The sequence below is a fragment of the Burkholderia sp. COPS genome, assembly GCF_019425585.1.
In the GTDB taxonomy this organism is placed as follows: Bacteria; Pseudomonadota; Gammaproteobacteria; order Burkholderiales; family Burkholderiaceae; genus Burkholderia; species Burkholderia cepacia.
The window spans coordinates 164,511-187,170 of the sequence record NZ_WIXR01000016.1 but is presented as its reverse complement, the minus strand read 5'-3'; the positions used below and the strand labels follow the sequence as shown (position 1 = coordinate 187,170).

The 22,660-nt window shown below is 67.6% G+C and carries 21 protein-coding genes; 8 read left to right on the top strand and 13 right to left on the bottom strand.

What is annotated here, in order from left to right; all coding sequences use genetic code 11:
- Positions 1-2: 2 nt before the first annotated feature.
- The 8 genes from FOZ70_RS15840 to FOZ70_RS15805 form a co-directional block, all read right to left on the bottom strand.
- The gene (locus tag FOZ70_RS15840; RefSeq protein WP_021159562.1) at positions 3-566 is read right to left on the bottom strand and encodes a DUF924 family protein; all 564 of its coding nucleotides are present in this window, start codon (positions 564-566) and stop codon (positions 3-5) included.
- 84 nt (positions 567-650) lie between these two features.
- Entirely contained in the window at positions 651-920 is a 270-nt protein-coding gene (locus FOZ70_RS15835) for a hypothetical protein (RefSeq protein ID WP_021159563.1), read from the bottom strand.
- A gap of 12 nt (positions 921-932) precedes the next feature.
- Positions 933-2,309: an aldehyde dehydrogenase family protein gene (locus tag FOZ70_RS15830; RefSeq protein ID WP_021159564.1), complete on the bottom strand. Its 1,377-nt coding sequence runs from the start codon at positions 2,307-2,309 to the stop codon at positions 933-935.
- Positions 2,310-2,369: 60 nt separating this feature from the next.
- On the bottom strand, positions 2,370-2,687 hold the full coding sequence (locus FOZ70_RS15825) for a nuclear transport factor 2 family protein (protein ID WP_021159565.1): 318 nt from the start codon (positions 2,685-2,687) through the stop codon (positions 2,370-2,372).
- Between the two features lie 97 nt (positions 2,688-2,784).
- Entirely contained in the window at positions 2,785-3,558 is a 774-nt protein-coding gene (locus FOZ70_RS15820) for an SDR family oxidoreductase (RefSeq protein ID WP_104768407.1), read from the bottom strand.
- A gap of 95 nt (positions 3,559-3,653) precedes the next feature.
- Positions 3,654-4,553, bottom strand: coding sequence for an SDR family oxidoreductase (locus tag FOZ70_RS15815; RefSeq protein ID WP_021159567.1), 900 nt, complete (start codon positions 4,551-4,553; stop codon positions 3,654-3,656).
- Between the two features lie 52 nt (positions 4,554-4,605).
- The gene (locus FOZ70_RS15810) at positions 4,606-5,343 is read right to left on the bottom strand and encodes an SDR family oxidoreductase (RefSeq protein WP_104768405.1); all 738 of its coding nucleotides are present in this window, start codon (positions 5,341-5,343) and stop codon (positions 4,606-4,608) included.
- 160 nt (positions 5,344-5,503) lie between these two features.
- Positions 5,504-6,355, bottom strand: coding sequence for an oxidoreductase (locus tag FOZ70_RS15805; RefSeq protein WP_225723163.1), 852 nt, complete (start codon positions 6,353-6,355; stop codon positions 5,504-5,506).
- A 400-nt stretch (positions 6,356-6,755) separates the two neighbouring features.
- On the opposite strand from FOZ70_RS15805, the gene FOZ70_RS15800 reads away from it, so the two are divergent.
- Complete coding sequence (locus FOZ70_RS15800; RefSeq protein WP_042975106.1) at positions 6,756-8,117, top strand: helix-turn-helix domain-containing protein; 1,362 nt, start codon at positions 6,756-6,758, stop codon at positions 8,115-8,117.
- 139 nt (positions 8,118-8,256) lie between these two features.
- On the opposite strand, the gene lpdA is transcribed toward FOZ70_RS15800, so the two are convergent.
- The 5 genes from lpdA to FOZ70_RS15775 all read right to left on the bottom strand — a co-directional run bounded on the left by lpdA (position 8,257) and on the right by FOZ70_RS15775 (position 14,301).
- The gene (gene lpdA / locus FOZ70_RS15795; RefSeq protein ID WP_059498027.1) at positions 8,257-9,648 is read right to left on the bottom strand and encodes a dihydrolipoyl dehydrogenase; all 1,392 of its coding nucleotides are present in this window, start codon (positions 9,646-9,648) and stop codon (positions 8,257-8,259) included.
- 5 nt (positions 9,649-9,653) lie between these two features.
- Positions 9,654-10,991, bottom strand: coding sequence for a dihydrolipoamide acetyltransferase family protein (locus FOZ70_RS15790; RefSeq protein WP_219706217.1), 1,338 nt, complete (start codon positions 10,989-10,991; stop codon positions 9,654-9,656).
- A 1-nt stretch (position 10,992) separates the two neighbouring features.
- A complete protein-coding gene (locus FOZ70_RS15785; protein ID WP_034195800.1) occupies positions 10,993-12,033 on the bottom strand; it encodes an alpha-ketoacid dehydrogenase subunit beta in 1,041 nt (346 codons plus the stop codon).
- Between the two features lie 2 nt (positions 12,034-12,035).
- Positions 12,036-13,268 (bottom strand): 3-methyl-2-oxobutanoate dehydrogenase (2-methylpropanoyl-transferring) subunit alpha, encoded by a 1,233-nt coding sequence (locus FOZ70_RS15780; RefSeq protein ID WP_042975095.1) that lies wholly within the window; start codon positions 13,266-13,268, stop codon positions 12,036-12,038.
- 406 nt (positions 13,269-13,674) lie between these two features.
- Positions 13,675-14,301 carry a flavin reductase family protein gene (locus FOZ70_RS15775; protein ID WP_219706216.1) on the bottom strand — a complete coding sequence of 209 codons (627 nt, stop codon included), beginning with the start codon at positions 14,299-14,301 and terminating at the stop codon, positions 13,675-13,677.
- Positions 14,302-15,253: 952 nt separating this feature from the next.
- On the opposite strand from FOZ70_RS15775, the gene FOZ70_RS15770 reads away from it, so the two are divergent.
- From FOZ70_RS15770 to FOZ70_RS15740, 7 genes are all read left to right on the top strand, one after another.
- Positions 15,254-16,279, top strand: a complete 1,026-nt coding sequence (locus tag FOZ70_RS15770) for a substrate-binding domain-containing protein (protein WP_021159575.1) — start codon at positions 15,254-15,256, stop codon at positions 16,277-16,279.
- Between the two features lie 60 nt (positions 16,280-16,339).
- On the top strand, positions 16,340-17,368 hold the full coding sequence (locus FOZ70_RS15765) for an ABC transporter substrate-binding protein (protein ID WP_021159576.1): 1,029 nt from the start codon (positions 16,340-16,342) through the stop codon (positions 17,366-17,368).
- A 17-nt stretch (positions 17,369-17,385) separates the two neighbouring features.
- Positions 17,386-18,210 (top strand): ABC transporter permease, encoded by an 825-nt coding sequence (locus tag FOZ70_RS15760; protein WP_048024450.1) that lies wholly within the window; start codon positions 17,386-17,388, stop codon positions 18,208-18,210.
- Positions 18,211-18,220: 10 nt separating this feature from the next.
- Positions 18,221-19,129 carry an ABC transporter permease subunit gene (locus FOZ70_RS15755; protein WP_124475716.1) on the top strand — a complete coding sequence of 303 codons (909 nt, stop codon included), beginning with the start codon at positions 18,221-18,223 and terminating at the stop codon, positions 19,127-19,129.
- 13 nt (positions 19,130-19,142) lie between these two features.
- Entirely contained in the window at positions 19,143-20,174 is a 1,032-nt protein-coding gene (locus FOZ70_RS15750; RefSeq protein ID WP_219706215.1) for an ABC transporter ATP-binding protein, read from the top strand.
- An 87-nt stretch (positions 20,175-20,261) separates the two neighbouring features.
- Positions 20,262-21,086: a phosphodiesterase gene (locus FOZ70_RS15745; protein ID WP_219706214.1), complete on the top strand. Its 825-nt coding sequence runs from the start codon at positions 20,262-20,264 to the stop codon at positions 21,084-21,086.
- Positions 21,087-21,440: 354 nt separating this feature from the next.
- A complete protein-coding gene (locus tag FOZ70_RS15740; RefSeq protein WP_059649298.1) occupies positions 21,441-22,640 on the top strand; it encodes an MFS transporter in 1,200 nt (399 codons plus the stop codon).
- Positions 22,641-22,660: the final 20 nt, after the last annotated feature.

Below are 22,660 nucleotides of genomic sequence, written 5' to 3'. Positions count from 1 at the left end.
GCTCATCCGGCGAATCCCCCTTCCGCGAGAAAACGCGCCTCGTCGCGCGTCGTCTCGCGGCCCAGCAGCGGGTTGCGATGGGGAAAGCGGCCGAAGCGCATCACGATGTCCTTGTGCCGCATCGCATGCGCCAGCCACGGCTGGCCGAGCCTCCCGTTCAGTTCGATGGAGATCCGCTGGTCCGCGGGGTCTTCCGAATGTGCGAACGGCAGGCAGAAGAACAGGCGCAGCGGCTGCTCGACGCACGACATCTGGCCATGTTCGTACGCATGCATTGCAAACTGCCGTGCGAGTGCGTCGGTCGCATACATGTGCGCAGTGCCGCGAAACGCATTGCGCGGAAACTGATCGGTCAGCAACAGCAGCGCGAGCGTTCCGTAGGGCGTCGACAGCCAGTCGTCGAACTCGCGTCTCGCCGCGGCCAGATGCGTGTCGAGGAAGCGCTCGCGAAAGCGGCGATCGAAATCGGCGTGCTTCGCGAACCATTGCGCGGGCCCCGCGTCGATCCAGAACGTGACGACGTCCTGCGCGAGCGGCGCGGCAAACAGAGGCATGTCGATCTTCATGGGAGGAGACGAGCGGCGGGTGGACGGGAGCAGTGCCGCAACGACGGACGCAAGCGCGCGCATGGTCCGTCGTCGCGCGTCGATTCAGGTGCGCTGGAACAGCAGCGCGGCGGCAAGCGCAACGACGGCCGGCACGCCGAACACGATCGCGAGGATCGGCAGCTCCTCGCTCACGCCGTATCCGGCCCGATGCACGCCCACCCAAAGATTGAACAGCGATAAACCGAGCCATACCGGCACGAACGCTTTTGCGGCGAACGCCAGCGATGCCGCGTGCGTGCCCCATAGCTGCCCGAACAACAGGAACACGGCCAGCAACAGCACGCCGGCCACGATCGTCCAGAGCGTATGCATCGTGCCCTCCCGTTATGCGAAGACGCCGAGCATCGTGCCGATGTCCTTGCCCGCGTAAGGTGGAAACACGTCGAGCACCGCATCGGGATTGCCGATCAGCATCGACTTGGTATTGCTCAGCGCATCGAAGCCGGCCTTGCCGTAGTACTTCCCCATCCCGCTGTTGCCGACGCCGCCGAACGGCAAACTGTCGATCCAGCAATGGAGGTTGGTCTGGTTCACGCAGCCGCCACCGAACGACAGGCCATTGAGCACCTGGTCGACGTTCGCCTGCCGCTTGCTGAACACATAGCACGCGAGCGGCTTCGGCTTGCGCTTCATGATGCCGACGATCTCGCGCAGGTCTCGGTACGGCAGCACCGGCAGCACCGGGCCGAACACCTCCTGCTTCATCGCCGGGTCGTCCCACGTCGACGGATACAGCACGGTCGGCTCGACATAACGTGCCGCCACGTCGTGGCGGCCGCCGTGCACGACCTTGTCGGCGACGATGTACGACGCGACGCGCGCGGCATCGTGTTCGCTGATCATCCGCGCGAAATCGGGGCTGCGTTGCGGATCGTCGCCATACATCTTCGTGATCGACGCCTTGAGCTTCGCGAGAAACGCATCGGCCACCGATTCATGCACGTACACGTAGCCGGGCGCGATGCACCACTGCCCCGAGATCGCGTTGTGCCCCCACGCGATCCGGTCGGCCGCGATGTCGAGATTCGCGGTTTCGTCGACGATGCACGGGTTCTGCCCGCCGAGTTCCAGCAGGACCGGCGTCAGGTGCTCGGCAGCCGCACGCATCACGACCTTGCCGACCGCCGAACTGCCGGTGAAGAAGATGAAATCGAACGGCAGTTCCAGCAACGCGCCGATTTCCTGGCGGCCGCCCGTGACGACGGCGACGTCCTCCGGCGCGAAATACTGCGGCACGAGCCGGCTCAGCAGCGCGGCCGTCGCAGGCGTGGTATTCGCCGGCTTCAGCACCACCGTGTTGCCGGCAGCCAATGCCGCGATCGCCGGGTCCAGCAGCAACAGGATCGGCGCATTGAACGGGCCGATCACAAGCGTCACGCCGTACGGCTCCTTGTAGATCATGCCCGCGTTGCCGGCTGCCTCCAGCGCGGACGGAATCGCGACTTTCTGCGGCGCCATCAGCTCGTGCAGGTGTTCGCGGTAATACCGGATGACGCCGGTCGGCACCGAAATCTCGAACAGCTGCTCGAACGGCGGCTTGCCGAAGTCCTCGTACAGCGCGGCGCACAGCGCATCCTGGTGATCGTGCAGCATGCGCTCCATCCGGTCGAGCTGCGCGATGCGCCATGCCAGTGTTTTCGTGACATCCGAGTCGAAACGCGCGCGCTGTGCGTCGAGCACGGACTGATAAGGGTTCGACATGGTCGCGATCTCCTTGGGAAGGCCGCCGGCCGGAACGGCCCGGGGCGGTATGCAAACGGTTCAGGCCTGCCCGATGTCGAGCCGCGAAATCCGGCCGTCGCCGTCGACCTGAAACTTGAAGTACGTGCGGAACGTGCCCCAGCGGTCCGAATGGAACTGGCCGTAGACATCGAGCCCGTCGTTCTCGACACGATCGATCGTCGAGAAGCGCTCGGACCCGATCGCATCGCGGTTGAACGCGTGCAGGTCGCGCGGGCGGCCGTCGTCGTAAAGAGTCGCATCGGGCGCGAACAGCGCGGCCCATGCTGCGCCGTCGCCTTGCTGGAGCGCGTCGATCGCGCGCCGGACAACCGGATGGCGGAGTGTGTCGATTTTCATGATGCCGTTCCTCGATGAGGGCATGCCGGCGTCGCCCGGGCCCGACCCGCGGCATGCGAATGCAGACGCCGGGCGACGCACCGGCGGCCCGCGTGCGTTACTTGGTCGTATAGCCGCCGTTGATCAGGATCGTCTGGCCCGTGATCCACCAGCCGTCGCTGACCAGGTGACGGATGAACGGCACGACGTCCTCGATGTCGGTCAACCCCGTCTTCGAATACTTCGACAGTGCGGCGGCCGTCTTGTGGTACGCCACCGCCTCCGCCCCTTCCTCCGGATAGAAGAACGGCGTGTCCATCGGGCCAGGCCCCACCGCCGTCACCGAAATGCCGCGCTCGCCGAACTCCTTCGCCGCCGCACGCGTGTAGTGCTCGACCGGCGCCTTCGTGCCCGCGTAGGCCGCGTAGTACGGCGTGAACGCACCGAGCAGCGCCGTCACCAGCGACACGATCTTGCCGTTGTCGTTCACGTGGCGGCCTGCCTCGCGCAGGAAGAAAAACGCCGACTTCGCGTTCACCGCGCTCATCTGGTCGTACTCGGCTTCGCTGATGTCGGTGAACGGCTTCTTCAGCACCTTGCCGACCGTGTTGATTGCGATGTCGGGACGACCGACCGCCGCAACCGCATCGGCGAACAGCTTCTCGACGGCCGCTGCATGCGTCAGGTCCGCCTGGAATGCGACGGCCTGCGCGCCGGCCGCCTCGATCGCAGCGACCGCCTTCTCCGCGTCCGCCTTCGAACTCGCGCTGTTGTAGTGAATCGCAACGGCCTTCGCGCCGTGCTCGGCCAGATCGCGCGCGATCAGCCCGCCCAGGTTCTTCGCGCCGCCCGCGATCAATACGGTCTTACCCTTGATGTCATGGTTTGCCATTTCGTTTTCCTGATTCAGACCATGTGCGCATGCACATGCGTCGTGTCGATTCGTATCGGTTGCCGCGCGCCGGCCTGCGCCGGTTGCCCGGTGCGTCACGCGTTCGCTTTCGGACGCAGCAGGTCCGAGAGGCCGACGCGATGCAGCATCTCCGCCCGCACGCGGTCAAGCACCGCGAAGCCGACGGCCGCACCGTCCTGCGTCGGATCGATATGGACGCGGAACGGCCGCTTGCCGAACGGCATGCCCACGATATCGACGATCGCGCGGGCCACTTCGCCGGCGTCCGCGTCGGCGGGCACGATGTCCGCGAACGCCTTCAACACCTGGTCTCCGAACCCGGCATACGGTCCCGCGTCGTATTCGGCCGCACGCGTTTCATCGGCCGGCGTACCGGCATGCGCGAAATGGTTGGTGCCGCCCGTGAATGCACCCGGCACGACGATCGAAGTCTCGATGCCCCAGCGCGACAGCTCGCGCGCGTATTGCACCGCGATCGCATCCATCGCCGCCTTCGCCGCGAAATACGGCGCCAGATACGGCGGCGTGCCGCCCGCGGAACTGCTGCTGGATACCCACAGCAGCAGGCCGTTCCCGCGCTTGCGCATGTGCGGCAGCACCGCACGATTCACGCGCTGTGTGCTCAGCACGTTCACGTCGTACAGGTGCGCGTATTGCTCCGGCGTAAATGCTTCGGCGGGACCGAACACCATGTGCCCCGCGTTGTGTATCAGCACGTCGATGCGGCCGGCCTCGGCAATGACGCTGGCGACGCCGGCATCGACGGAATCCTGCGATTGCACGTCGATCTCGACGGTGCGCAGATCGACGCCTTGCGCTTTCGAATGCGCGACCATCTCCGCAACGACCGGCGCATTGCGTCCGGCCGTATCGCGCATCGACGCGAACACGGTGTGGCCGGCCGCCGCCAGCGCCTCGGCGGTCATGCGCCCGAAGCCGCTCGACGCGCCGGTGATGAGAATAGTCTTGCTCATGGTGATGCTCCTTGAATGACGACTGCAATCGATCGACACGCACGGATCGGCGTCAGACCATGCCGCCGTTGCTGCGCAGCACCTGGCCGTTGATCCAGCCGCCGTCCGGCCCGACGAGGAAGGAGATCGCATTCGCGATGTCGGACGGCGTGCCGAGACGCTCGAGCGGATTCATCTTCGACATGCGCTCAATCAGCTCGGCCGACTTGCCGTTCAGGAACAGGTCAGTCGCGGTGGGCCCCGGCGCGACCGCGTTGACGGTGATCGATCGGCCGCGCAGTTCTTTCGACAGGATGCCCGTCATCGCCTCGACCGCCGCCTTGGTGGCCGTATAGACGCCGTACGTCTCGGGTTTCAGCCCGACCACGCTGCTCGACAGGTTGACGATGCGCCCGCCGTTGCGCAGCCGGCGCGCGGCTTCACGCAGCGTATTGAAGGCCCCCTTCAGGTTGACGGCGACTTGGGTGTCGAACAGCGCGTCGTCGCTGTCGGCCAGTGGCGCCAGTTTCATGATCCCGGCGTTGTTGACCAGCACGTCGACACCGCCGAACGCGGCTTCGGCCGCGTCGAACAGCCTCGCCACGGCAGCGGGATCGCCGACGTCGGCCTGCACCGCGATCGCCTGCCCCCCCGCATCCGCGAGATCGCGCGCCAGGTCCTCGGCTTCGGCCGCCTTGCCCGCGTAATTGACGACCACGGCGAGCCCGTCGTCCACCAGCCGCCGCGAAATCGCCGCGCCGATCCCGCGCGACGCACCGGTCACGATCGCCACGCTTGTTCGAGTACTCATGTCCGTTTCTCCATGGATCCGCGCCCGGCGCATCCGGGCGCATGCGTCACCCGCGCGATACCCGATCGCGGCGGGGTTCGATTCCCGATGACGCATTCGTTAATACTTAGTACACCGATACCATTCATCCGGATTCGTTCCGGATGAACCGGGTACCTGCTCAGCCGCGCTGCGTCGATCGCGACATGGTTTCCCACGCCCGGATATCGCGCTCGATCGATTCGGCGCGGCCGAGCATCGTGCCCACCGCATCGGCGCCGAGTGCGAAGTGGACCGGCGGCTTCGCGGCCTTGAGGATGTCGACGATCGCCTGCGCGCCCTTCTCCGGCACGTTGGGCTGCTTGCCCTGCAGCTGGCCGATAAAGCCGCGGAACTGGTCGGCCGGCGTGTCGGCATAGTCGTCGATCCGGTTCGACGAGTACGCCAGCGACCGTCCGGCGAACTGCGTTTCGAAAATGCCGATCGTCAGCACCGTCACATGAATGCCGAGCGGCGCGAGTTCGCCGGCCAATGCCTCGCCAAGCACGCCGGTCGCGGCCTTGGCCGCCGCGTACACGCCCAACCCCGGATAGCCGGCGAACCCTGCAATCGACGAGAACTGCACGATGTGGCCCGAGCGCTGGCGGCGCATCGTCGGCAGGACCGCGTGAATCACGCGCAACCCGCCGAAGAAATTCACGTCGAATATCTGCCGTGCGTCGGCTTCGGTCGTTTCCTCGACCGCCCCGACCGTGCCGACGCCAGCATTGTTGGCGAGCACGTCGATGCGGCCGAACCGCTCGAGCACGCGTTGCACGCCGGCCGTCACCGCGTCGGGCTGCGTGATGTCCATCAGCACGCCGAGCGCGCGCCCGGGTGCGAGCCGTTCGAATTCCGCGACCTGTTCGGCGCCGCGCACGGTGCCCGCGACCCGCGCGCCTTCCGCGAGCAGGCGTTGCGCCAGTTCGCGGCCGAGACCGGACGAAACGCCAGTGATCAGTACGACCTTGTCTGCCATCGTTGCGGTGTTCATTCGAAAACTCCGGATTCCTATGTGAAGGTGTTGAGATGGATCGAGTGTAGTCGAGCCGATCGTACGAATGAACGGGGGCCACCGAGATGAACTATCCACGATTGACTAACAATCGGTTCATCCATGGTAGCGCTCAGCCGGCGCCGGTTCTTTCAACCATGCGCACCGGAAAGTTGAAAATCCCGCGACCGAAAGCGATGCCGCGTCGCGACCGCCGCAATCGGTCTTTCGTCAGACAAGGCGACGGCGTCGCGACCGGTACCGGTTTTGACAATTCTTGAAGCATCGCGCGCCGGCAAGGTGCAATAGTGGGCGCGCGCGTGCCCCGCAGAAGCATGCGGCACGTCACGCAGCCAACGGCATGGAGCCGTGCCGGCATCCGTTCGGAGTGGAAAACAGCATGAGCGACCCGCTTCCCAGGACGCATCGCTTTCACAGCGACGATCCCGACGAAGTGTCCGATTTCATCGGCACGATCTACGCCGACAATCAGTTCACGGCGCAGCACGCGGTTCGCCGGGACGTCAGCATGACGGGACACGAATGGAACGGCGTCGGCATCTATGACGTCGACTACCTGATGCCCTTTCACTTCCGCTCGAACGACGCGCGTCCGAACTACCTGTTCCTGTCGTGCCGTCGCGGCCACGCGCAATACGAAAGCGACGGTGCGGATGCGGGCTGCGCGGTGGGCGACGTGATGCCCGTTTCATCGACGGGTCGCTCGCTCTGCACGACGGGGCCCGACGGATTCGGCCATTTGTCGGTCATCATCGATGCGGAACGGATCAACGGCTTTCTCGCGCGATGGGTCGGCCGGCCCGGGCTCGCCCCGGTCGAGTTCGCGCTGACGCCGGCTGCGCCCGAGCTGCGCGCGCAATGGAACGCGGCGGCCGGATGCCTGCGCCGGATGATCCGGATGTCGCCGATCCCCGACGCCGCCGTCGACGCGCTGCTCGAACACATGCTGAAGCTCATGGTCACCGGTCACGCGAACAATCACGGTGCGTTGTTCGACCGCGATCGTTGCGCGCCCGAACATCAGGCGCGTGTCGCCATCCGCATGCTCGAGGAGGCGCCGCTGCGCTGGAAAACCCTCGGCGCAGTCGCACACGTCCTCGGATGCGCGACCGAAGCCCTGGAGCACGGTATTCGTCGCGTCGCCGGCAAGTCGTCGGCCGACCTGCGCAATGAAGCACGCTTTCGTCATGTCAACCGCGCACTCGCGCGCGGCGACAAGCCGGATTTCGATGCGACGCTGCATGCGTACGGGTTCGCGATCACCGCGCGCTTCGTGCGCGAGTACCACCGTCGCTTCGGCGAACCGCCCGGCGCCACCTATCGGCGCAACCCGAATGCCGCCGATCAGCCGCTGACGGCCGACACCGCGGCTGCGCCGCTGTGCGCGCAGACGATCAACCGGTTCATCGACGCGTCGCTGGAAAGCCGCATCGACACCGCCGATCTCTGCCGACTGGTCGGCATGAGCGAGCGCGCCACCATTGACGCGTTCAGGACGCAGTTTTCCCGCACGCCCGCGCAATACGTCATCGAGCGGCGGCTGGAACGCGCACGCTGGCTGCTCGAACACACGACGGACAGCATCCTGTCGATTGCGCTGGATTGCGGATTCGGCACGCAGAGCTACCTGTCGACCGCGATCAGGCGGCACTTCGGCGTGACGCCGAGAGCACTCAGGATGCGGACCGGGTCGGCCGGTCGAATCGAAACGGATCACGGGCAACGCGATCCGGATGAATAGGCGGGGTCACCGAATGCCGGCCTTGCGACATTTCTTCCGGAAACCGAATGGAGGTATCGGCCATTCACCCGAAAACGGAGGGAAGCACCGCCGGTGCACGCATCGCGCACCGGCGGTGCTTCCCTGTCACGCCCGCCCGTCAGACATGCAATGCATGCCCGAGCGCGCGCAGCGCGGCCTCCTGCAGTGCTTCACCCAGCGTCGGATGCGCATGGATCGTGCCGCCGATGTCCTCCAGCCGCGCGCCCATTTCCAGCGACTGCGAGAACGCCGCGGCCAGCTCCGACACGCCGCGCCCGACCGCTTGCCAGCCGACGATCAGGTGGTTGTCGCGCCGCGCGACGACGCGCACGAAACCGTCGGTCGCCTGCAGCGTCATCGCGCGCCCGTTCGCCGCGAACGGGAACGACGCGCTCACGCAATCGACACCGGCCGCCCGTGCGTCGTCCGGCGACCAGCCGGCCGTGACGATCTCCGGATCGGTGAAGCACACGGCCGGGATCGACGCGGGCATGAACTTGCGGCGCTTACCGGCGATCAGCTCGGCCACCATCTCGCCCTGCGCCATCGCGCGATGCGCGAGCATCGGCTCGCCGGCGACGTCGCCGATCGCCCAGACGTTGCGCATCGACGTCCGGCATTCGTCGTCGATCCACAGCGCGCGACCGTTGCGATCGAGCGGCAACGACTCGAGCCCGAAACCGTCGACACGCGGCCGGCGGCCGACCGCAACCAGCACGCGATCGGCCGGCAGCGTCTGCTCCGCGCCGTCGGCCGCCTGGACGCGCACCGCGCCCTGCTCCGCGAGGCCGAGCACCTTGTGGCCGAGCAGCAGCCGCACGCCGAGCCGCGCGAGCGAATCGGCAACCGGCCGCGCGAGTTCGGCATCGTACGCGGGCAACACGCGCTCCGCCGCTTCGACGACGCTCACGTCGACGCCGAGCTTGCGATAGACGATCCCGAGTTCGAGCCCGATGTATCCGGCCCCGACCACGACCAGCCGCTTCGGCAAGGTCGTGGGCGACAGCGCCTCGGTGGACGACACGACATGCCCGCCAAACGGCATCGACGGCAGCGCGACCGGTTCGGAACCGGTCGCGAGCAGCAGGTGCTCGCAGCTGATCCGCGTCGTGTGGCCGCCGGCGACGACGTCGACGGTCTTGCCGTCGACCACCTGTGCGTCGCCGTGCAACACGCGCACGCCGTTCTTCTTGAGCAGCGCGCCGACACCGCGCGTCAACCGGTCGACGATACCGTCCTTCCATGCGACGCTTTTCGCGATGTCGATCTCGGGCTTGCTCACACGAATCCCGAGTGCGCCCTCGCCCGCGTGGCCGCGCGCCTGTTCGAATGCGTCGGCCACGTGGATCAGCGCCTTCGACGGGATGCAGCCAATGTTCAGGCACGTGCCGCCGAGGCGGTCGCGCTCGACGAGCACGGTCGGAATGCCGAGCTGGCCGGCGCGAATCGCGGCGACGTAGCCGCCCGGGCCGCCGCCGATCACCAGTAGCGTGGTGTGTTCGTTCTTCATTGCGCTCACTCCACGAACAGCAGTGCCGGGCGCTCGAGCACCGCGCGCACCGCCTGGATGAATTCGGCCGCGTCCGCGCCGTCGACGACACGATGGTCGAACGACGACGACAGGTTCATCATCTTGCGAGCGACGACCGCGCCGTCGCGGAACATCGGCCGCTCGACGATCCGGTTCACGCCGACGATGCCGACCTCGGGATGATTGATGACCGGCGTCGACACGATGCCGCCGAGCGCGCCGAGGCTCGAAATCGTGATCGTCGAGCCGCTCAGTTCGTCGCGGTGCGCGCGGTTCGTGCGCACCGCGTCGGCGAGCCGCGCGATCTCGGCGGAAATCGACCACACGTCCTTCGCTTCCGCGTGACGCAGCACCGGCACCGTGAGGCCGCTGTCCGTCTGCGTCGCGACGCCCATGTGCACCGCGCCGTAGCGCGTGACGACCCCCGCTTCGTCGTCGAAACGCGCGTTGATCTGCGGAAAGTCGCGCAACGCGATCACCATCGCGCGGATCAGCAGCGGCAGCGGCGTGAGCTTGCCGCGCGTGTCGCCGTAGCGGCGGTTCAGATCCGTACGCAACGATTCGAGCTCGGTGACGTCGATCTCCTCGACGTAGCTGAAGTGCGGAATGCGGCGCTTCGCTTCCTGCATCTTGCGCGCGATCGCGCGCCGCAAGCCGATGACCGGCACCTCGGTTTCGTCGTTGCGCTCGTCGTAGCCGTGCGCCCGCGATCCGCGTGCGCCGCGCGCCGCACCGCCACCGCTGCCCGCATACGCATCGAGATCCGCGTGCAGGATCCGGCCGGCTTCCCCCGTGCCGCGCACATAACGCAGCTCGATGCCCATGTCCCATGCGCGCTGGCGCACGGCCGGCGACGCGAGCGGCCGTTCACCCGGCGCGAGTGCCGCGCGCGGCGGCTCCACGTGTTCCTTGCGTTCGGCGTGCTTCGCTTGACGCGGCTCCGCAGGCGCGTGCTTCGTCGCCGGCCTGGCGGGCGACTCTGCCGGCGCGTCGGCCACCGCCGTCGACGGCGCGGCCGCGACCGGTGCGGTTTCTACCTTTGATTCCCGCACCGGTGCGCCGGCCTTCAGGTTGCCGGCGCCTTCGACCTCGAGGCGGATCAGCTCGCTGCCGACCGCCATCATCTCGCCGATCCGGCCGCCGAGTTCGATCACCTTGCCCGTCACCGGCGACGGAATCTCGACCGCCGCCTTGTCGGTCATCACATCGGCGAGCGGCTGGTCTTCCTTGATCGTCTGCCCGACTTCCACGTGCCAGGCCACCAGTTCGACCTCGGCAATCCCTTCGCCGATATCCGGCATCTTGATGACATGAATCCCCATCTCACGCCTCCATTACGCGTCGCAACGCTTCACCGACCCGGGCCGGGCCCGGAAAGTACGCCCACTCCTGCGCATGCGGGTATGGCGTGTCCCAGCCCGTCGTGCGCTCGACCGGCGCCTCGAGGTGGTAGAAGCAATGTTCCTGGACCAGCGACACCAGTTCCGCCCCGTAACCGCAGGTGCGCGTCGCCTCGTGCACCACGACGCAGCGCCCGGTCTTGCGCACCGACGCGACGACCGTGTCGAGGTCGAGCGGCCACAGCGTGCGCAGGTCGATCACCTCCGCATCGATGCCCGTCTCCTCGGCCGCGGCGAGCGACACGTGCACCGTCGTGCCGTAGGTCAGCACCGTCACGTCGTTGCCGGGACGCACCACGGCGGCCGTATCGAGCGGCACCGTGTAGTAGCCCTCGGGCACCGCGCTCGACGGATGCTTGAGCCACGACGTGACGGGCCGGTCGTGATGGCCGTCGAACGGCCCGTTGTACAGCCGTTTCGGCTCGAGGAAGATCACCGGATCGTCGTTCTCGATCGACGCGATCAGCAGCCCTTTCGCGTCGTACGGATTCGACGGCATCACCGTGCGCAGCCCGCACACCTGCGTGAACATCGCCTCCGGGCTCTGGCTGTGCGTCTGGCCGCCGTAGATGCCGCCGCCGCAGGGCATGCGGATCGTCATCGGTGCGGTGAACTGGCCGGCGGAGCGATAGCGCAGCCGCGCGCCTTCCGACACGATCTGGTCGGATGCCGGGTAGAAATAATCGGCGAACTGGATCTCGCACACCGGGCGCAGCCCGTATGCGCCCATCCCCACCGCCGCGCCGACGATCCCGCTTTCGGAGATCGGCGCATCGAACACGCGCGACTTGCCGTATTTGTTCTGCAGTCCTTCTGTACAGCGGAACACGCCGCCGAAATAACCGACGTCCTGCCCGAACACGACCACGTCGCTGTCGCGCCCGAGCATCACGTCCATCGCCGAGCGCAGCGCCTGGATCATCGTCATCGGCTGCGTTGCCGTGCCTGTCTCGTGTTGCGCCATGATCATGCTCCCAGTTCCTGGCGCTGACGGCGCAGGTGCGCGGGCAGCTCCTTGTAGACGTCGTCGAACATCGAGGCCGGCGACGGAATCCGGTCGTCGGCCAGCGTGCCGAATTTTTCCGCTTCCTTCTGCGCGGCGATCACCTCGGCCTCGAGCTCGGCCGTCAACGCTTCGTGTGCGCTGTCCGACCAGATGCCCTTGACGATCAGGTGACGCTTGAAGCGTTCGACAGGGTCGCCGAGCGGGAAATGGGACCAGTCGTCGCTCGGCCGGTACTTGGTCGGATCGTCCGACGTCGAATGCGCGCCCGCACGGTAGGTCACCCACTCGATCAGCGTCGGGCCGAGGTTGCGGCGCGCACGTTCGGCCGCCCAGCTCGACGCCGCGTAGATCGCGAGGAAGTCGTTGCCGTCGACGCGCAGCGACGCGATCCCGCAGCCGACGCCGCGCCCCGCGAACGTCGTGCCCTCGCCGCCCGCGATCGCCTGGAACGTCGAGATCGCCCACTGGTTGTTGACGACGTTCAGCACGACCGGCGCGCGGTACACGTGCGCGAACGTGAGCGCGGTGTGGAAGTCGGATTCGGCCGTCGCGCCGTCGCCGATCCACGCGGACGCGATCTTCGTGTCGCCCTTGATCGCCGACGCCATCGCCCAGCCGACCGCCTGGATGAACTGCGTCGCGAGGTTGCCGGAAATCGAGAAGAAGCCCGCGTCGCGATCCGAGTACATCACGGGGAGCTGGCGGCCCTTGAGCGGGTCGCCTTCGTTCGACATCAGCTGGCAGATCATGCGCTCGAGCGGCACGTCGCGTGCAATCAGGATGCTCTGCTGGCGGTAGGTCGGGAAGCACATGTCGCCGTCGCGCAGCGCCATCGCATGCGCGGTGCCGATCGCCTCTTCGCCGAGGCTCAGCATGTAGAAGGAGATCTTCTTCTGGCGCTGCGCGATCATCATGCGCGCGTCGAAAATGCGGGTCTTGAGCATCGCGCGCAGGCCGGCGATCAGCCGCGCATCGTCGAGATCCGGTGCCCACGGGCCGACGGCCTTGCCGTTGTCGTCGAGCACGCGCACGAGGCTGCGGGCGAGATCGGCGGTGTCCGCCGCGGCTACGTCGATCGGCGGGCGGCGGACTGCGCCGGCCGGCGATAGATGCAGGTAGGAAAAATCCGTCTTGCAGCCCGGGCGCCCGGTGGGCTCCGGCACATGCAGACGCAATGGCTCTGACAGGCTCATCGTGTCGTCTCCACGCTCGATTGTGTCTCACGCTGTTTGGGAACGCGCGACCGGTTGCCGGCCTGCGCGTGGGCTGACGGGCGGATAAGCACGTCAACCTTCAAAATTTATGCCCTGCGGCGACGGACGTCGATGCCCAAGCCGCTCGATCGCGGTGAGCAGATTTGCCATGACAGGCGTCGGCAGGCCATCTGCATTGCCGGCGGGGTAAACCCATGACGCATTTGCGGCGGTGCGGTACCCGGTACGCAGTGCCGGGGCATCGACGCCGGACGGATCGGCGCACCCGGGCTGCATGACGACACGAAGCAAAAGACCCCGCGGAATCCTGGATATCCGCGGGGTCTTTTGTCGTCTGTTCGGGCGCGTCAGCGCGCCCTGGACGATCGTTGCGGCGTGCGACGGATCATGCGTCGGGGCGAAACAGGTCGAACCGGCTGTCGGGCTTGACGTGCACGTAGGCCGACGGGCCGCCCGCGCGCAGAATGATGCCGGCGCCGAACGTGTCGAAGATGCCGTCCTTCAGCAGATCCTGCCGGATATGAACGGCGACGACTTCACCGAGTACCAGCGACGCCGGCGTTTCCACGCCCTGGTGATCGCGCAGGCGAATCACGTCGGTCACCTTGCATTCGAAGTTGACGCCGCTTTCCGCCACGCGCGGCACGTCGACCAGGCGCGACGGCACGGCGGTCAGGCCGCCAAGTTCGAACTCGTCTACCTCATACGGCACCGCGGCACACGTCTGGTTCATCCGCTCGGCAAGCTCGCGCGTGGCGAGGTTCCACACGAACTCGCCGGTCTCCTGCACGTTGCGCAGGCTGTCCTTGGCGGCGACGCTCGAAAAGCCGATGATCGGCGGATGGTAGTTGAATGCGTTGAAGAAGCTGTAGGGCGCGAGGTTGACCGTACCGTCGCTGCCGCGCGACGAGATCCAGCCGATCGGGCGCGGGCCCACGATCGCGTTCAAGGGATCATGTGCAAGGCCGTGGCCTTGCGACGGTTCGTAATAGTGGTGGGTCGAATCGGTCATGACGGGCGGTCTTGCGGCATGCAAACTGCGTTGGATTCCATCGGCGAATCACACGGGCCGATGACGGTAACGGCGTTCGGTACGGCGTGCGCGGCCAGTATCACATGGCGTCGCGTTCGCTGCTTCGAAGGGCCGGTGGACGCAGATGAACCGCAAGGCGCCGTCGCGCGGATCGAACGACCGGACGAAGGCAGCGCGACAGCGGCAACGTTCCGCGCTCACGCGCGTCCGGACGCACCAAAAACAAAAAACCCGCGAGCATATGGCTTCTCGCGGGCTTTCTTACCGTCATCGAATCGCGCTGAAAGCGATCGTGGTGCCGGGGACCGGACTCGAACCGGCAAGCCAGTTAAGGCGGCGGATTTTCGTCACACTGCTTCTTTCAAAGCCGGCGTCGCGGACGCGATGCCGTTCGTGCGCTGGACTATGCCTTCACCGTCGCGCGCGGGCGTGCCTGCTGCCCGTGCGCCTTAGGCGCCCCCCGTCTAGTCTCTACACCTTCCTCGCGGATGCCGCGAGGCTTGGCTCGGCGTTGCCTCGATGCGCGCATCAGGGGTTTCGCCGAATTTGAAGGGTTCTGCACCGACCGTTTCCGGCCGGGCACTCAATCTTTTAAGTCCGCTATGTTTACCAATTTCATCACCCCGGCAAGAGGGCGGACGCGATTCTACCATTGCTTGCGCATGCGTTCCCTTATTCTGCGCCGCCGCATGGCGACATCTCCCGGCGCCGCACGGATTCATCCTGTGCAATCGACGCCGGAACAGCGCCGCCCACGATTTTCTCCCGCGCCGCAACATCCCCGATACAATCGGATCCGCGTCGTCCGGCGGCCCCATCCGTCAGATGTTTGTATCGCGCTTTTTGCGAAACAGGCATCGCTCGCGTCATCGCGAAGTCACAAACGTTTTCGATAATTTCCCGGCCGAAAACGTTTACATCGCGTTATTTCATGACCTCGACCATCAAGGACGTCGCTGCCCTCGCGGGCTTCTCGATCGCCACCGTCTCGCGCGCGATCAACGCACCGCATACCGTCAGCCCCGCCACGCTGCAGACCATCCGCACCGCGATCGACACGCTGCAATTCCGCCCGAGCCCGCTCGGCCGGCAACTGCGCGGCGAGCGCACGCGGCTCGTCGGCGTCGTCGTGCCGACGCTGTCGAACCCCGTGTTCGCCGACTGCCTGCAAGGCATCGACGAGCTCGCGACCGCGGCCGGCTTCAAGCTGATCCTGATGACGACCGAATACGATGCGGCGCGCGAGCGTCACGCGATCGAGACGCTGCGCGAGCAGCGCGTCGAAGGGCTGATCCTCACCGTCGCCGACGCGGACACGCACCCGTTGCTCGACATGCTCGACCACGAAGGCCCGCACTACGTGCTGATGCACAACGACACGCAGCGCCGCCCGTCGGTGTCGGTCGACAACCGCAGCGCCGCGTATGACGGCGTGCGCCTGCTGACCGCGCGCGGTCACCGCCGCGTGCTGATGCTGGCCGGCTCGCTCGCCGCGTCGGATCGCGCACGCCAGCGCCATCTCGGTTATGCGCAGGCACTCGAGGAAAGCGGCGTTGCCACGCTGCCTCCGGTCGAAGTCGACTTCAACGCGCCCGAGCTGCCCGATGCGGTGCTCGCCCATCTCACCGCACACGCGACGCGCCCGACCGCCCTCTTCTGCAGCAACGACCTGCTCGCGATGGTCGTGATGCGCGGCCTGCGCCGCGCGGGCTTCTCGATCCCGGACGACCTGTCGGTGCTCGGCTTCGACGGCATCGCGATCGGCGAATTGCTCGCGCCGCCGCTCGCGAGCGTCGCGACGCCGAACCGCGACATCGGTCGCCATGCATGGCAACGTCTCGTCGAATGCATCGGCGGCGCGGCGATCGAACGCTCGTCGCTGATCCTGCCGCACGTGGTGCGCGACGGCGCAACCGTCGCCCCGCCGGCCACCGACCTGCAACTGCGCAAGGCCTGAACGCGCACACCGCCCCTGATCGCCTCACCCCAGCGCCTCACCCTCGCCCGGAGACCTACCGTGTCCTTTCGCCTGACCTCGCTGCTGCGCGCGCTTGCAGCTCCCGTAGCCTGCGCCGCGCTTATCGCCGGCGCGCCCGCCGCCCACGCCGACGAAACGGCGATCTGCTACAACTGCCCGCCCGAATGGGCCGACTGGGCCGCGCAGATCGCCGCGATCAAGCAGAAGACCGGCATCCGCGTGCCGTTCGACAACAAGAACTCGGGCCAGTCGATCGCGCAGCTGATCGCCGAGCAGAAGAGCCCGGTGGCCGACGTCGTCTACCTCGGCGTGTCGTCGGCGTTCCAGGCGAAGGACAAGGGCGTGATCGCGCCGTACAAGCCCGCGCACTGGAACGACATCCCCGCGAACCTGAAGGACCCGCAAGGCTACTGGTTCGCGATCCACTCGGGCACGCTCGGCTTCTTCGTGAACAAGGACGCGCTCGACGGCAAGCCGGTGCCGCGCTCGTGGGCCGACCTGCTGAAGCCGGAATACAAGGGCATGGTCGGTTATCTCGACCCGTCGAGCGCGTTCGTCGGCTACGCGGGCGCGGTCGCCGTGAACCAGGCGCTCGGCGGCAGCCTCGACAACTTCAAGCCGGCGCTCGACTGGTTCCGCAAGCTGAAGGCGAACGCACCGATCGTGCCGAAGCAGACCGCGTATGCGCGCGTGCTGTCGGGCGAGATTCCGATCCTGCTCGACTACGACTTCGATGCGTATCGCGCGAAGTACAAGGACAGTGCGAACGTCGAGTTCGTGATTCCGAAGGAAGGCACGATCGCGGTGCCGTACGTGATGAGTCTCGTGAAGGGCGCACCGCACGACGCGAACGGCAGGAAGGTGCTCGATTTCGTGCTGTCCGACGAAGGCCAGAAGCTGTGGGCCAACGCGTACCTGCGCCCGGTGCGCGCACAGGCGCTCGGCGCCGACGTCGCGTCGAAGTTCCTGCCGGCGAGCGAATACGCCCGCGCGAAATCGGTCGACTTCGGCAAGATGGCGGCCGGCCAGCAGGCATTCGGCCAGCAGTACCTGCAAGTGATGCAGTAAGCGCCAGGACGCAACCGATGCTCGACCTGACTTTCCCGCTGCGCTGGCGCGTCGCGCTCGTCGCGCCGGCGCTCGCGGTGTTCGCCGCCTTCTGGCTGCTGCCGATGGCGGCGCTCGTCCGGGTGTCCGCCGACGGCGCATTCCTCCCGCACTACGCGGCCCTGCTCGGCAATGCACGCTACATGAAAAGCCTCGGCGAGACCGTCGCGCTCTCCGCGGGCGTCACGCTCGCGACGCTCGCGCTGTCGACGATCTCGGGCCTCCTGCTCGCGCGCCGCGAATTCGCGGGCAAGCGCGTGCTGCTCGCGTTGCTCACGTTCCCGCTCGCGTTCCCGGGCGTCGTGGTCGGCTTCATGGTGATCATGCTCGCCGGCCGGCAGGGGCTGATCGGCATGCTGTCCGCGAAGCTCACCGGCGACAAGTGGGTGTTCGCGTACTCGGTCGCCGGGCTGTTCGTCGGCTACCTGTATTTCTCGATTCCACGCGTGATCGTCACCGTGATCGCGGCCGCGTCGAAGCTCGACGCGTCGCTCGAGGAAGCCGCGCGCTCGCTCGGCGCGTCGCCGTGGCGCATCTTCGTCGACATCGTGCTGCCGGCGCTCGCACCGGGCCTGATCGCCGCGGGCGCGATCTGCTTCGCGACCGCGATGGGCGCGTTCGGTACCGCGTTCACGCTCGCCACCGACCTGAACGTGCTGCCGATGACGATCTACACCGAGTTCACGCTGAACGCGAACATCGCGACGGCGGCCGGCCTGTCGATCGTGCTCGGCATCGTCACCTGGGCCGTGCTCGCGCTCGCGCGCCGCTTCACCGGCCACACCGCCGCCGCCGCGGCCTGAGGATTTCCGCATGCAATCGCTTTCCGGCTCTTCCGCGCCGTCGCCTTCGCCTTCGCCGGCACCTGCTCCCGCGCAAGCGAACGGTGTCGCCCGCCGCGCGCCGCGCGTCACCGGCGCGCGCATGATCGCCGCGCTGCAATGGGGCGTCACGCTGCTGCTGTGCGCGTTCCTGATCGTGCCCGTCGTGATGTCGGTGCTCGCAGGCCTCACCGTCAACTACTTTCGCGGCCTGTCGAGCGGCCTCACGCTGCGCTGGCTGGAACAAGTGTGGCAGCAGTATCACGGCTCGGTCGCGCTGTCGCTCTACGTCGCGTTCGCGACGCTCGCGATCGTGCTCGTCGTCGGCGTGCCGGCCGGTTATGCGCTCGCGCGCAGCAAGCACCGCGTCGCACGCGCGATCGAGGAGGCACTGGTGCTGCCCGTCGCGCTGCCCGGCCTCGCGTCGGCGCTCGCGCTGCTGGTCGTCTACGGCGGCTTCACCGCGTTCCGGATGAGCCTGTGGTTCATCGTCGCCGGCCACGTCGTGTTCACGCTGCCGTTCATGGTGCGCGCGGTGGCAGCCGTCGCGGCCGGTGCCGACCTGCGCACGCTCGAGGAAGGTGCGGCCAGCCTCGGCGCATCCTTCGTCACGCGCTTCGTCACGATCGTGCTGCCGAACCTGCGCCCCGGCATCGTCGCGGGCGCGCTCGCAGTGCTCACGCTGTCGATCGGCGAATTCAACCTCACGTGGATGCTGCACACGCCCGACACCAAGACGCTGCCGGTCGGACTCGCCGATACCTATGCGTCGCTGCGCCTCGAAGTCGGCAGCGCGTACACGATCCTGTTCCTGCTGATGACGCTGCCGCTGCTCGTCGCGATGCAGTGGCTCGGCGTCGATCCATCCGGCACGCGTGCGCTCAAGAAGCGCCCGCGCTGAATTTCTCGCAGACATGAAACTCGATTCCACTCCCATCACCCTGACCCGCTGTGCGAAGACGTTCCGCGGCACGCGCGTGCTCGAACCGCTCGACCTGTCGATCGGTGCCGGCGAAACGCTCGTGCTGCTCGGGCCGTCGGGCTGCGGCAAGACGACCACGCTGCGCCTGATCGCAGGCCTCGACACGCCGGATGCCGGCGGCACGATCGCCTTCGGCCACGACGACGTCACCGCGTTGCCGATCGAGCGCCGGCAGGTCGGCATGGTGTTCCAGAACTACGCGCTGTTTCCGAACCTGACGGTGCGCGGCAACGTCGGCTACGGGCTGAAGATCCGCAAGACCGAGCCGCGCGCGCTGCGCGAGCGCGTCGACGAGCTGCTCGCGATGATGCGGCTCGACGCGCATGCGGACAAGCCGGTCGACCAGCTGTCGGGCGGCCAGCGCCAGCGCGTCGCGCTGGCCCGCGCGCTGGCGGTGCGGCCGCGCGTGCTGCTGCTCGACGAGCCGCTGACCGCGCTCGACGCGAAGCTGCGCGACGTGCTGCGTCGCGAGATGAATGCGCTGCTGCGCGAGCTCGGCGTGACGACGGTCTACGTGACGCACGACCAGGCCGAAGCGATGGAGCTCGGCGACCGGATCGTCGTGATGGGCGCGGGCCGCATCGAGCAGATCGGCACGCCGCGCGACATCTACTACCACCCGGCGAACCGCACGGTCGCGCAGTTCATCGGCACGCTGAACCGGCTCGCCGGGCAGTGGCGCGACGGCACGCTGTTGACCACGGGCGGCGCGATCACCACGCCGCACGCGGCCGACGAGTGGTTCTTCCGCCCCGAGGATGCGCAACTTGCCGATCCCGCGCATGCGCCGCTGCGCGGCGCGGTCAGCGCGTGCGCGTTCCTCGGCGAACGCACGCGGCTCACGATCGAGCATGCGGCCCCCGATGCGCTCGTGATCGACGTGCCGGGCCGCATCGCGCTCGCACGCGGTACGGCGGTCGGCCTTGCGATCGCACCGGAAGGCCTGATCGCGCTCGGCGCGTAATCGGTCGTTCGGGCATCATTCATGCAGCCCCCTACCGCGGCGCGCGACGCCGCCGCGACAACAACCAGACGATTCCGAGGAACGACGATGCTGCTTGCTCAAATCAGCGATCTCCACATCAAGCGTCCGGACCAGCTCGCGTACCGGCGCGTCGACACGGCGGCCGCGCTCGCGCGCTGCATCGACAGACTGAACGCGCTCGTGCCGCGCCCCGACGCCGTGCTCGTCACCGGCGACCTCACCGACTTCGGCCACGATGAAGAGTACGGCAACCTGCGCGGGCTGCTCGCGGCGCTCGAGATTCCGTACTACCTGATGATCGGCAATCACGACGACCGCGCCGGGCTGCGCCGCGCGTTCGCCGATCGCGCCGAGCTGCAGGATGGCGAATTCGTGCAGTACGCGCTCGACGTCGGCGCGGTGCGCGTGCTCGCGCTCGATTCGCAGGTGCCCGGTGCAAGCCACGGCGACCTGTGCGACGCACGGCTCGCGTGGCTCGCCGCGCAGCTCGACGCCGCGCGCGACCGGCCCGTGATCGTCGCGCTGCATCATCCACCGTTCGCGGCGGGAATCGGCCACATGGACAAGCTGCGCCTCGCGCCCGCAGCCGCCGCGAAACTCGACGCGTTGCTGCGCGCTCATCCGAACGTCGAGCGCGTGCTGTGCGGCCACGTGCATCGCACGATGTTCACGCGCTTCGGCGGCACGCTCGCGTCCGCGGTGCCGTCGCCCGCGCATCAGGTCGCCTTCGACCTGCGAACCGATGCGCCGTCCGCATTCCGGCTCGAGCCGCCTGCGTTCGCGGTTCACCGTCATGCGCCCGATACGGGGATGACGTCGCATCACGTGTATGTCGATGAAGGCGCCGGGCCTTATCCGTTCTACGAGCCGACGGGCGAGCTGGTCGATTGACGGAGTGAAGCGCGCGCGGTGACGAGGCGGCGGACGGCCGGTTTGCCGATTTGCCGATTTGCCGATTTGCCGATTTGCCGATTTGCCGATTTGCCGATTTGCCGATTTGCCGATCTGCCGACTCTGCCGACTCTGCCGACTCTGCCGACTCTGCCGACTCTGCCGACTCTGCCGACTCTGCCGACTCTGCCGACTCTGCCGACTCTGCCGGCTTCGCCGGTCCGCCACCCCGCCGCGTGCCCGGCAGGATTCACGCCGCTCCGGTATGATCGGCAGCCTTGACCGGCGCCCCGCGCGCCTGCGCACCCGATGCGTGCGCCGCGCGCCGCGCCGCCCCACTCCGTCTGCGCAGCCATGTCCACCGCCTCCACCGACCATCCGACCGACGCCGCCTCGCCCCACTATTCGCGCAGCCTGCTGTTGCTGCTCGCGACGATCGCGGGCGTATCCGTCGCGAACATCTATTACAACCAGCCGCTGCTCGACAGCTTCCGCTCCGCGTTTCCCGATGGCGCTTCGTGGATCGGCGCAGTGCCGACCGCGACACAGCTCGGCTATGCGGCCGGCATGTTCCTGCTCGCGCCGCTCGGCGACCGCTTCGACCGCCGCCGGCTGATCCTGATGCAGATCGCCGGCCTGTCGGTCGCGCTGATCGTCGCGGCCGCCGCGCCGTCGCTGGCCGTGCTCGCCGTCGCGAGCCTCGCGATCGGCGTACTCGCGACAATCGCGCAGCAGGCCGTGCCGTTCGCCGCCGAGATCGCGCCGCCGGCCGAACGCGGGCACGCGGTCGGCACCGTGATGAGCGGCCTGCTGCTCGGCATCCTGCTCGCGCGCACCGCCGCCGGTTTCGTCGCCGAGTATTTCGGCTGGCGCGCGGTGTTCGCCGCGTCGGTCGCGGCGCTCGTCGCGCTCGCCGCCGTGATCGTGCTGCGGCTGCCGCGCAGCTCGCCGACTTCAACGCTGTCGTACGGCAAGCTGCTCGGCTCGATGTGGCATCTGGCGGTTGAACTGCGCGGGCTGCGCGAGGCGTCTTTGACGGGCGCCGCGCTGTTCGCGGCATTCAGCGCGTTCTGGCCCGTGCTCACGCTGCTGCTCGCCGGCGCGCCGTTCCATCTCGGCCCGCAGGCGGCCGGCCTGTTCGGGATCGTCGGGGCGGCGGGCGCCCTCGCGGCGCCCTACGCGGGCCGCTTCGCGGACAAGCGCGGCCCGCGCGCGATCATCTCGCTCGCGATCGCGCTGCTCGCGCTGTCGTTCGTGATCTTCGCGCTGTCGGGCGCGAGCCTCGTCGGGCTCGTGATCGGCGTGATCGTGCTGGACGTCGGCGTACAGGCCGCGCAGATCTCGAACCAGTCGCGCATCTATGCGCTGAAGCCCGAGGCGCGCAGCCGCGTGAACACGGTGTACATGGTGTGCTATTTCATCGGCGGCGCGCTCGGCTCGTCGGCCGGTGTGGCCGCGTGGCACGCGTTCGGCTGGATCGGCTTGTGCGCGACCGGGCTGGCGTTCACCGCGCTGGCGGGCTGGTTCCACCATCGCGGCGGCCGGCGCGACTAAGCGCGACCGGCCACGGCAGC

Coding starts and splice junctions, on each gene's coding strand:
- FOZ70_RS15840 (WP_021159562.1), bottom strand. CDS start 566: ATGAAGATCGACATGCCTCTGTTTGCCGCGCCGCTCGCGCAGGACGTC.
- FOZ70_RS15835 (WP_021159563.1), bottom strand. CDS start 920: ATGCATACGCTCTGGACGATCGTGGCCGGCGTGCTGTTGCTGGCCGTG.
- FOZ70_RS15830 (WP_021159564.1), bottom strand. CDS start 2,309: ATGTCGAACCCTTATCAGTCCGTGCTCGACGCACAGCGCGCGCGTTTC.
- FOZ70_RS15825 (WP_021159565.1), bottom strand. CDS start 2,687: ATGAAAATCGACACACTCCGCCATCCGGTTGTCCGGCGCGCGATCGAC.
- FOZ70_RS15820 (WP_104768407.1), bottom strand. CDS start 3,558: ATGGCAAACCATGACATCAAGGGTAAGACCGTATTGATCGCGGGCGGC.
- FOZ70_RS15815 (WP_021159567.1), bottom strand. CDS start 4,553: ATGAGCAAGACTATTCTCATCACCGGCGCGTCGAGCGGCTTCGGGCGC.
- FOZ70_RS15810 (WP_104768405.1), bottom strand. CDS start 5,343: ATGAGTACTCGAACAAGCGTGGCGATCGTGACCGGTGCGTCGCGCGGG.
- FOZ70_RS15805 (WP_225723163.1), bottom strand. CDS start 6,355: ATGAACACCGCAACGATGGCAGACAAGGTCGTACTGATCACTGGCGTT.
- FOZ70_RS15800 (WP_042975106.1), top strand. CDS start 6,756: ATGAGCGACCCGCTTCCCAGGACGCATCGCTTTCACAGCGACGATCCC.
- lpdA (WP_059498027.1), bottom strand. CDS start 9,648: ATGAAGAACGAACACACCACGCTACTGGTGATCGGCGGCGGCCCGGGC.
- FOZ70_RS15790 (WP_219706217.1), bottom strand. CDS start 10,991: ATGGGGATTCATGTCATCAAGATGCCGGATATCGGCGAAGGGATTGCC.
- FOZ70_RS15785 (WP_034195800.1), bottom strand. CDS start 12,033: ATGGCGCAACACGAGACAGGCACGGCAACGCAGCCGATGACGATGATC.
- FOZ70_RS15780 (WP_042975095.1), bottom strand. CDS start 13,268: ATGAGCCTGTCAGAGCCATTGCGTCTGCATGTGCCGGAGCCCACCGGG.
- FOZ70_RS15775 (WP_219706216.1), bottom strand. CDS start 14,301: ATGACCGATTCGACCCACCACTATTACGAACCGTCGCAAGGCCACGGC.
- FOZ70_RS15770 (WP_021159575.1), top strand. CDS start 15,254: ATGACCTCGACCATCAAGGACGTCGCTGCCCTCGCGGGCTTCTCGATC.
- FOZ70_RS15760 (WP_048024450.1), top strand. CDS start 17,386: ATGCTCGACCTGACTTTCCCGCTGCGCTGGCGCGTCGCGCTCGTCGCG.
- FOZ70_RS15755 (WP_124475716.1), top strand. CDS start 18,221: ATGCAATCGCTTTCCGGCTCTTCCGCGCCGTCGCCTTCGCCTTCGCCG.
- FOZ70_RS15750 (WP_219706215.1), top strand. CDS start 19,143: ATGAAACTCGATTCCACTCCCATCACCCTGACCCGCTGTGCGAAGACG.
- FOZ70_RS15745 (WP_219706214.1), top strand. CDS start 20,262: ATGCTGCTTGCTCAAATCAGCGATCTCCACATCAAGCGTCCGGACCAG.
- FOZ70_RS15740 (WP_059649298.1), top strand. CDS start 21,441: ATGTCCACCGCCTCCACCGACCATCCGACCGACGCCGCCTCGCCCCAC.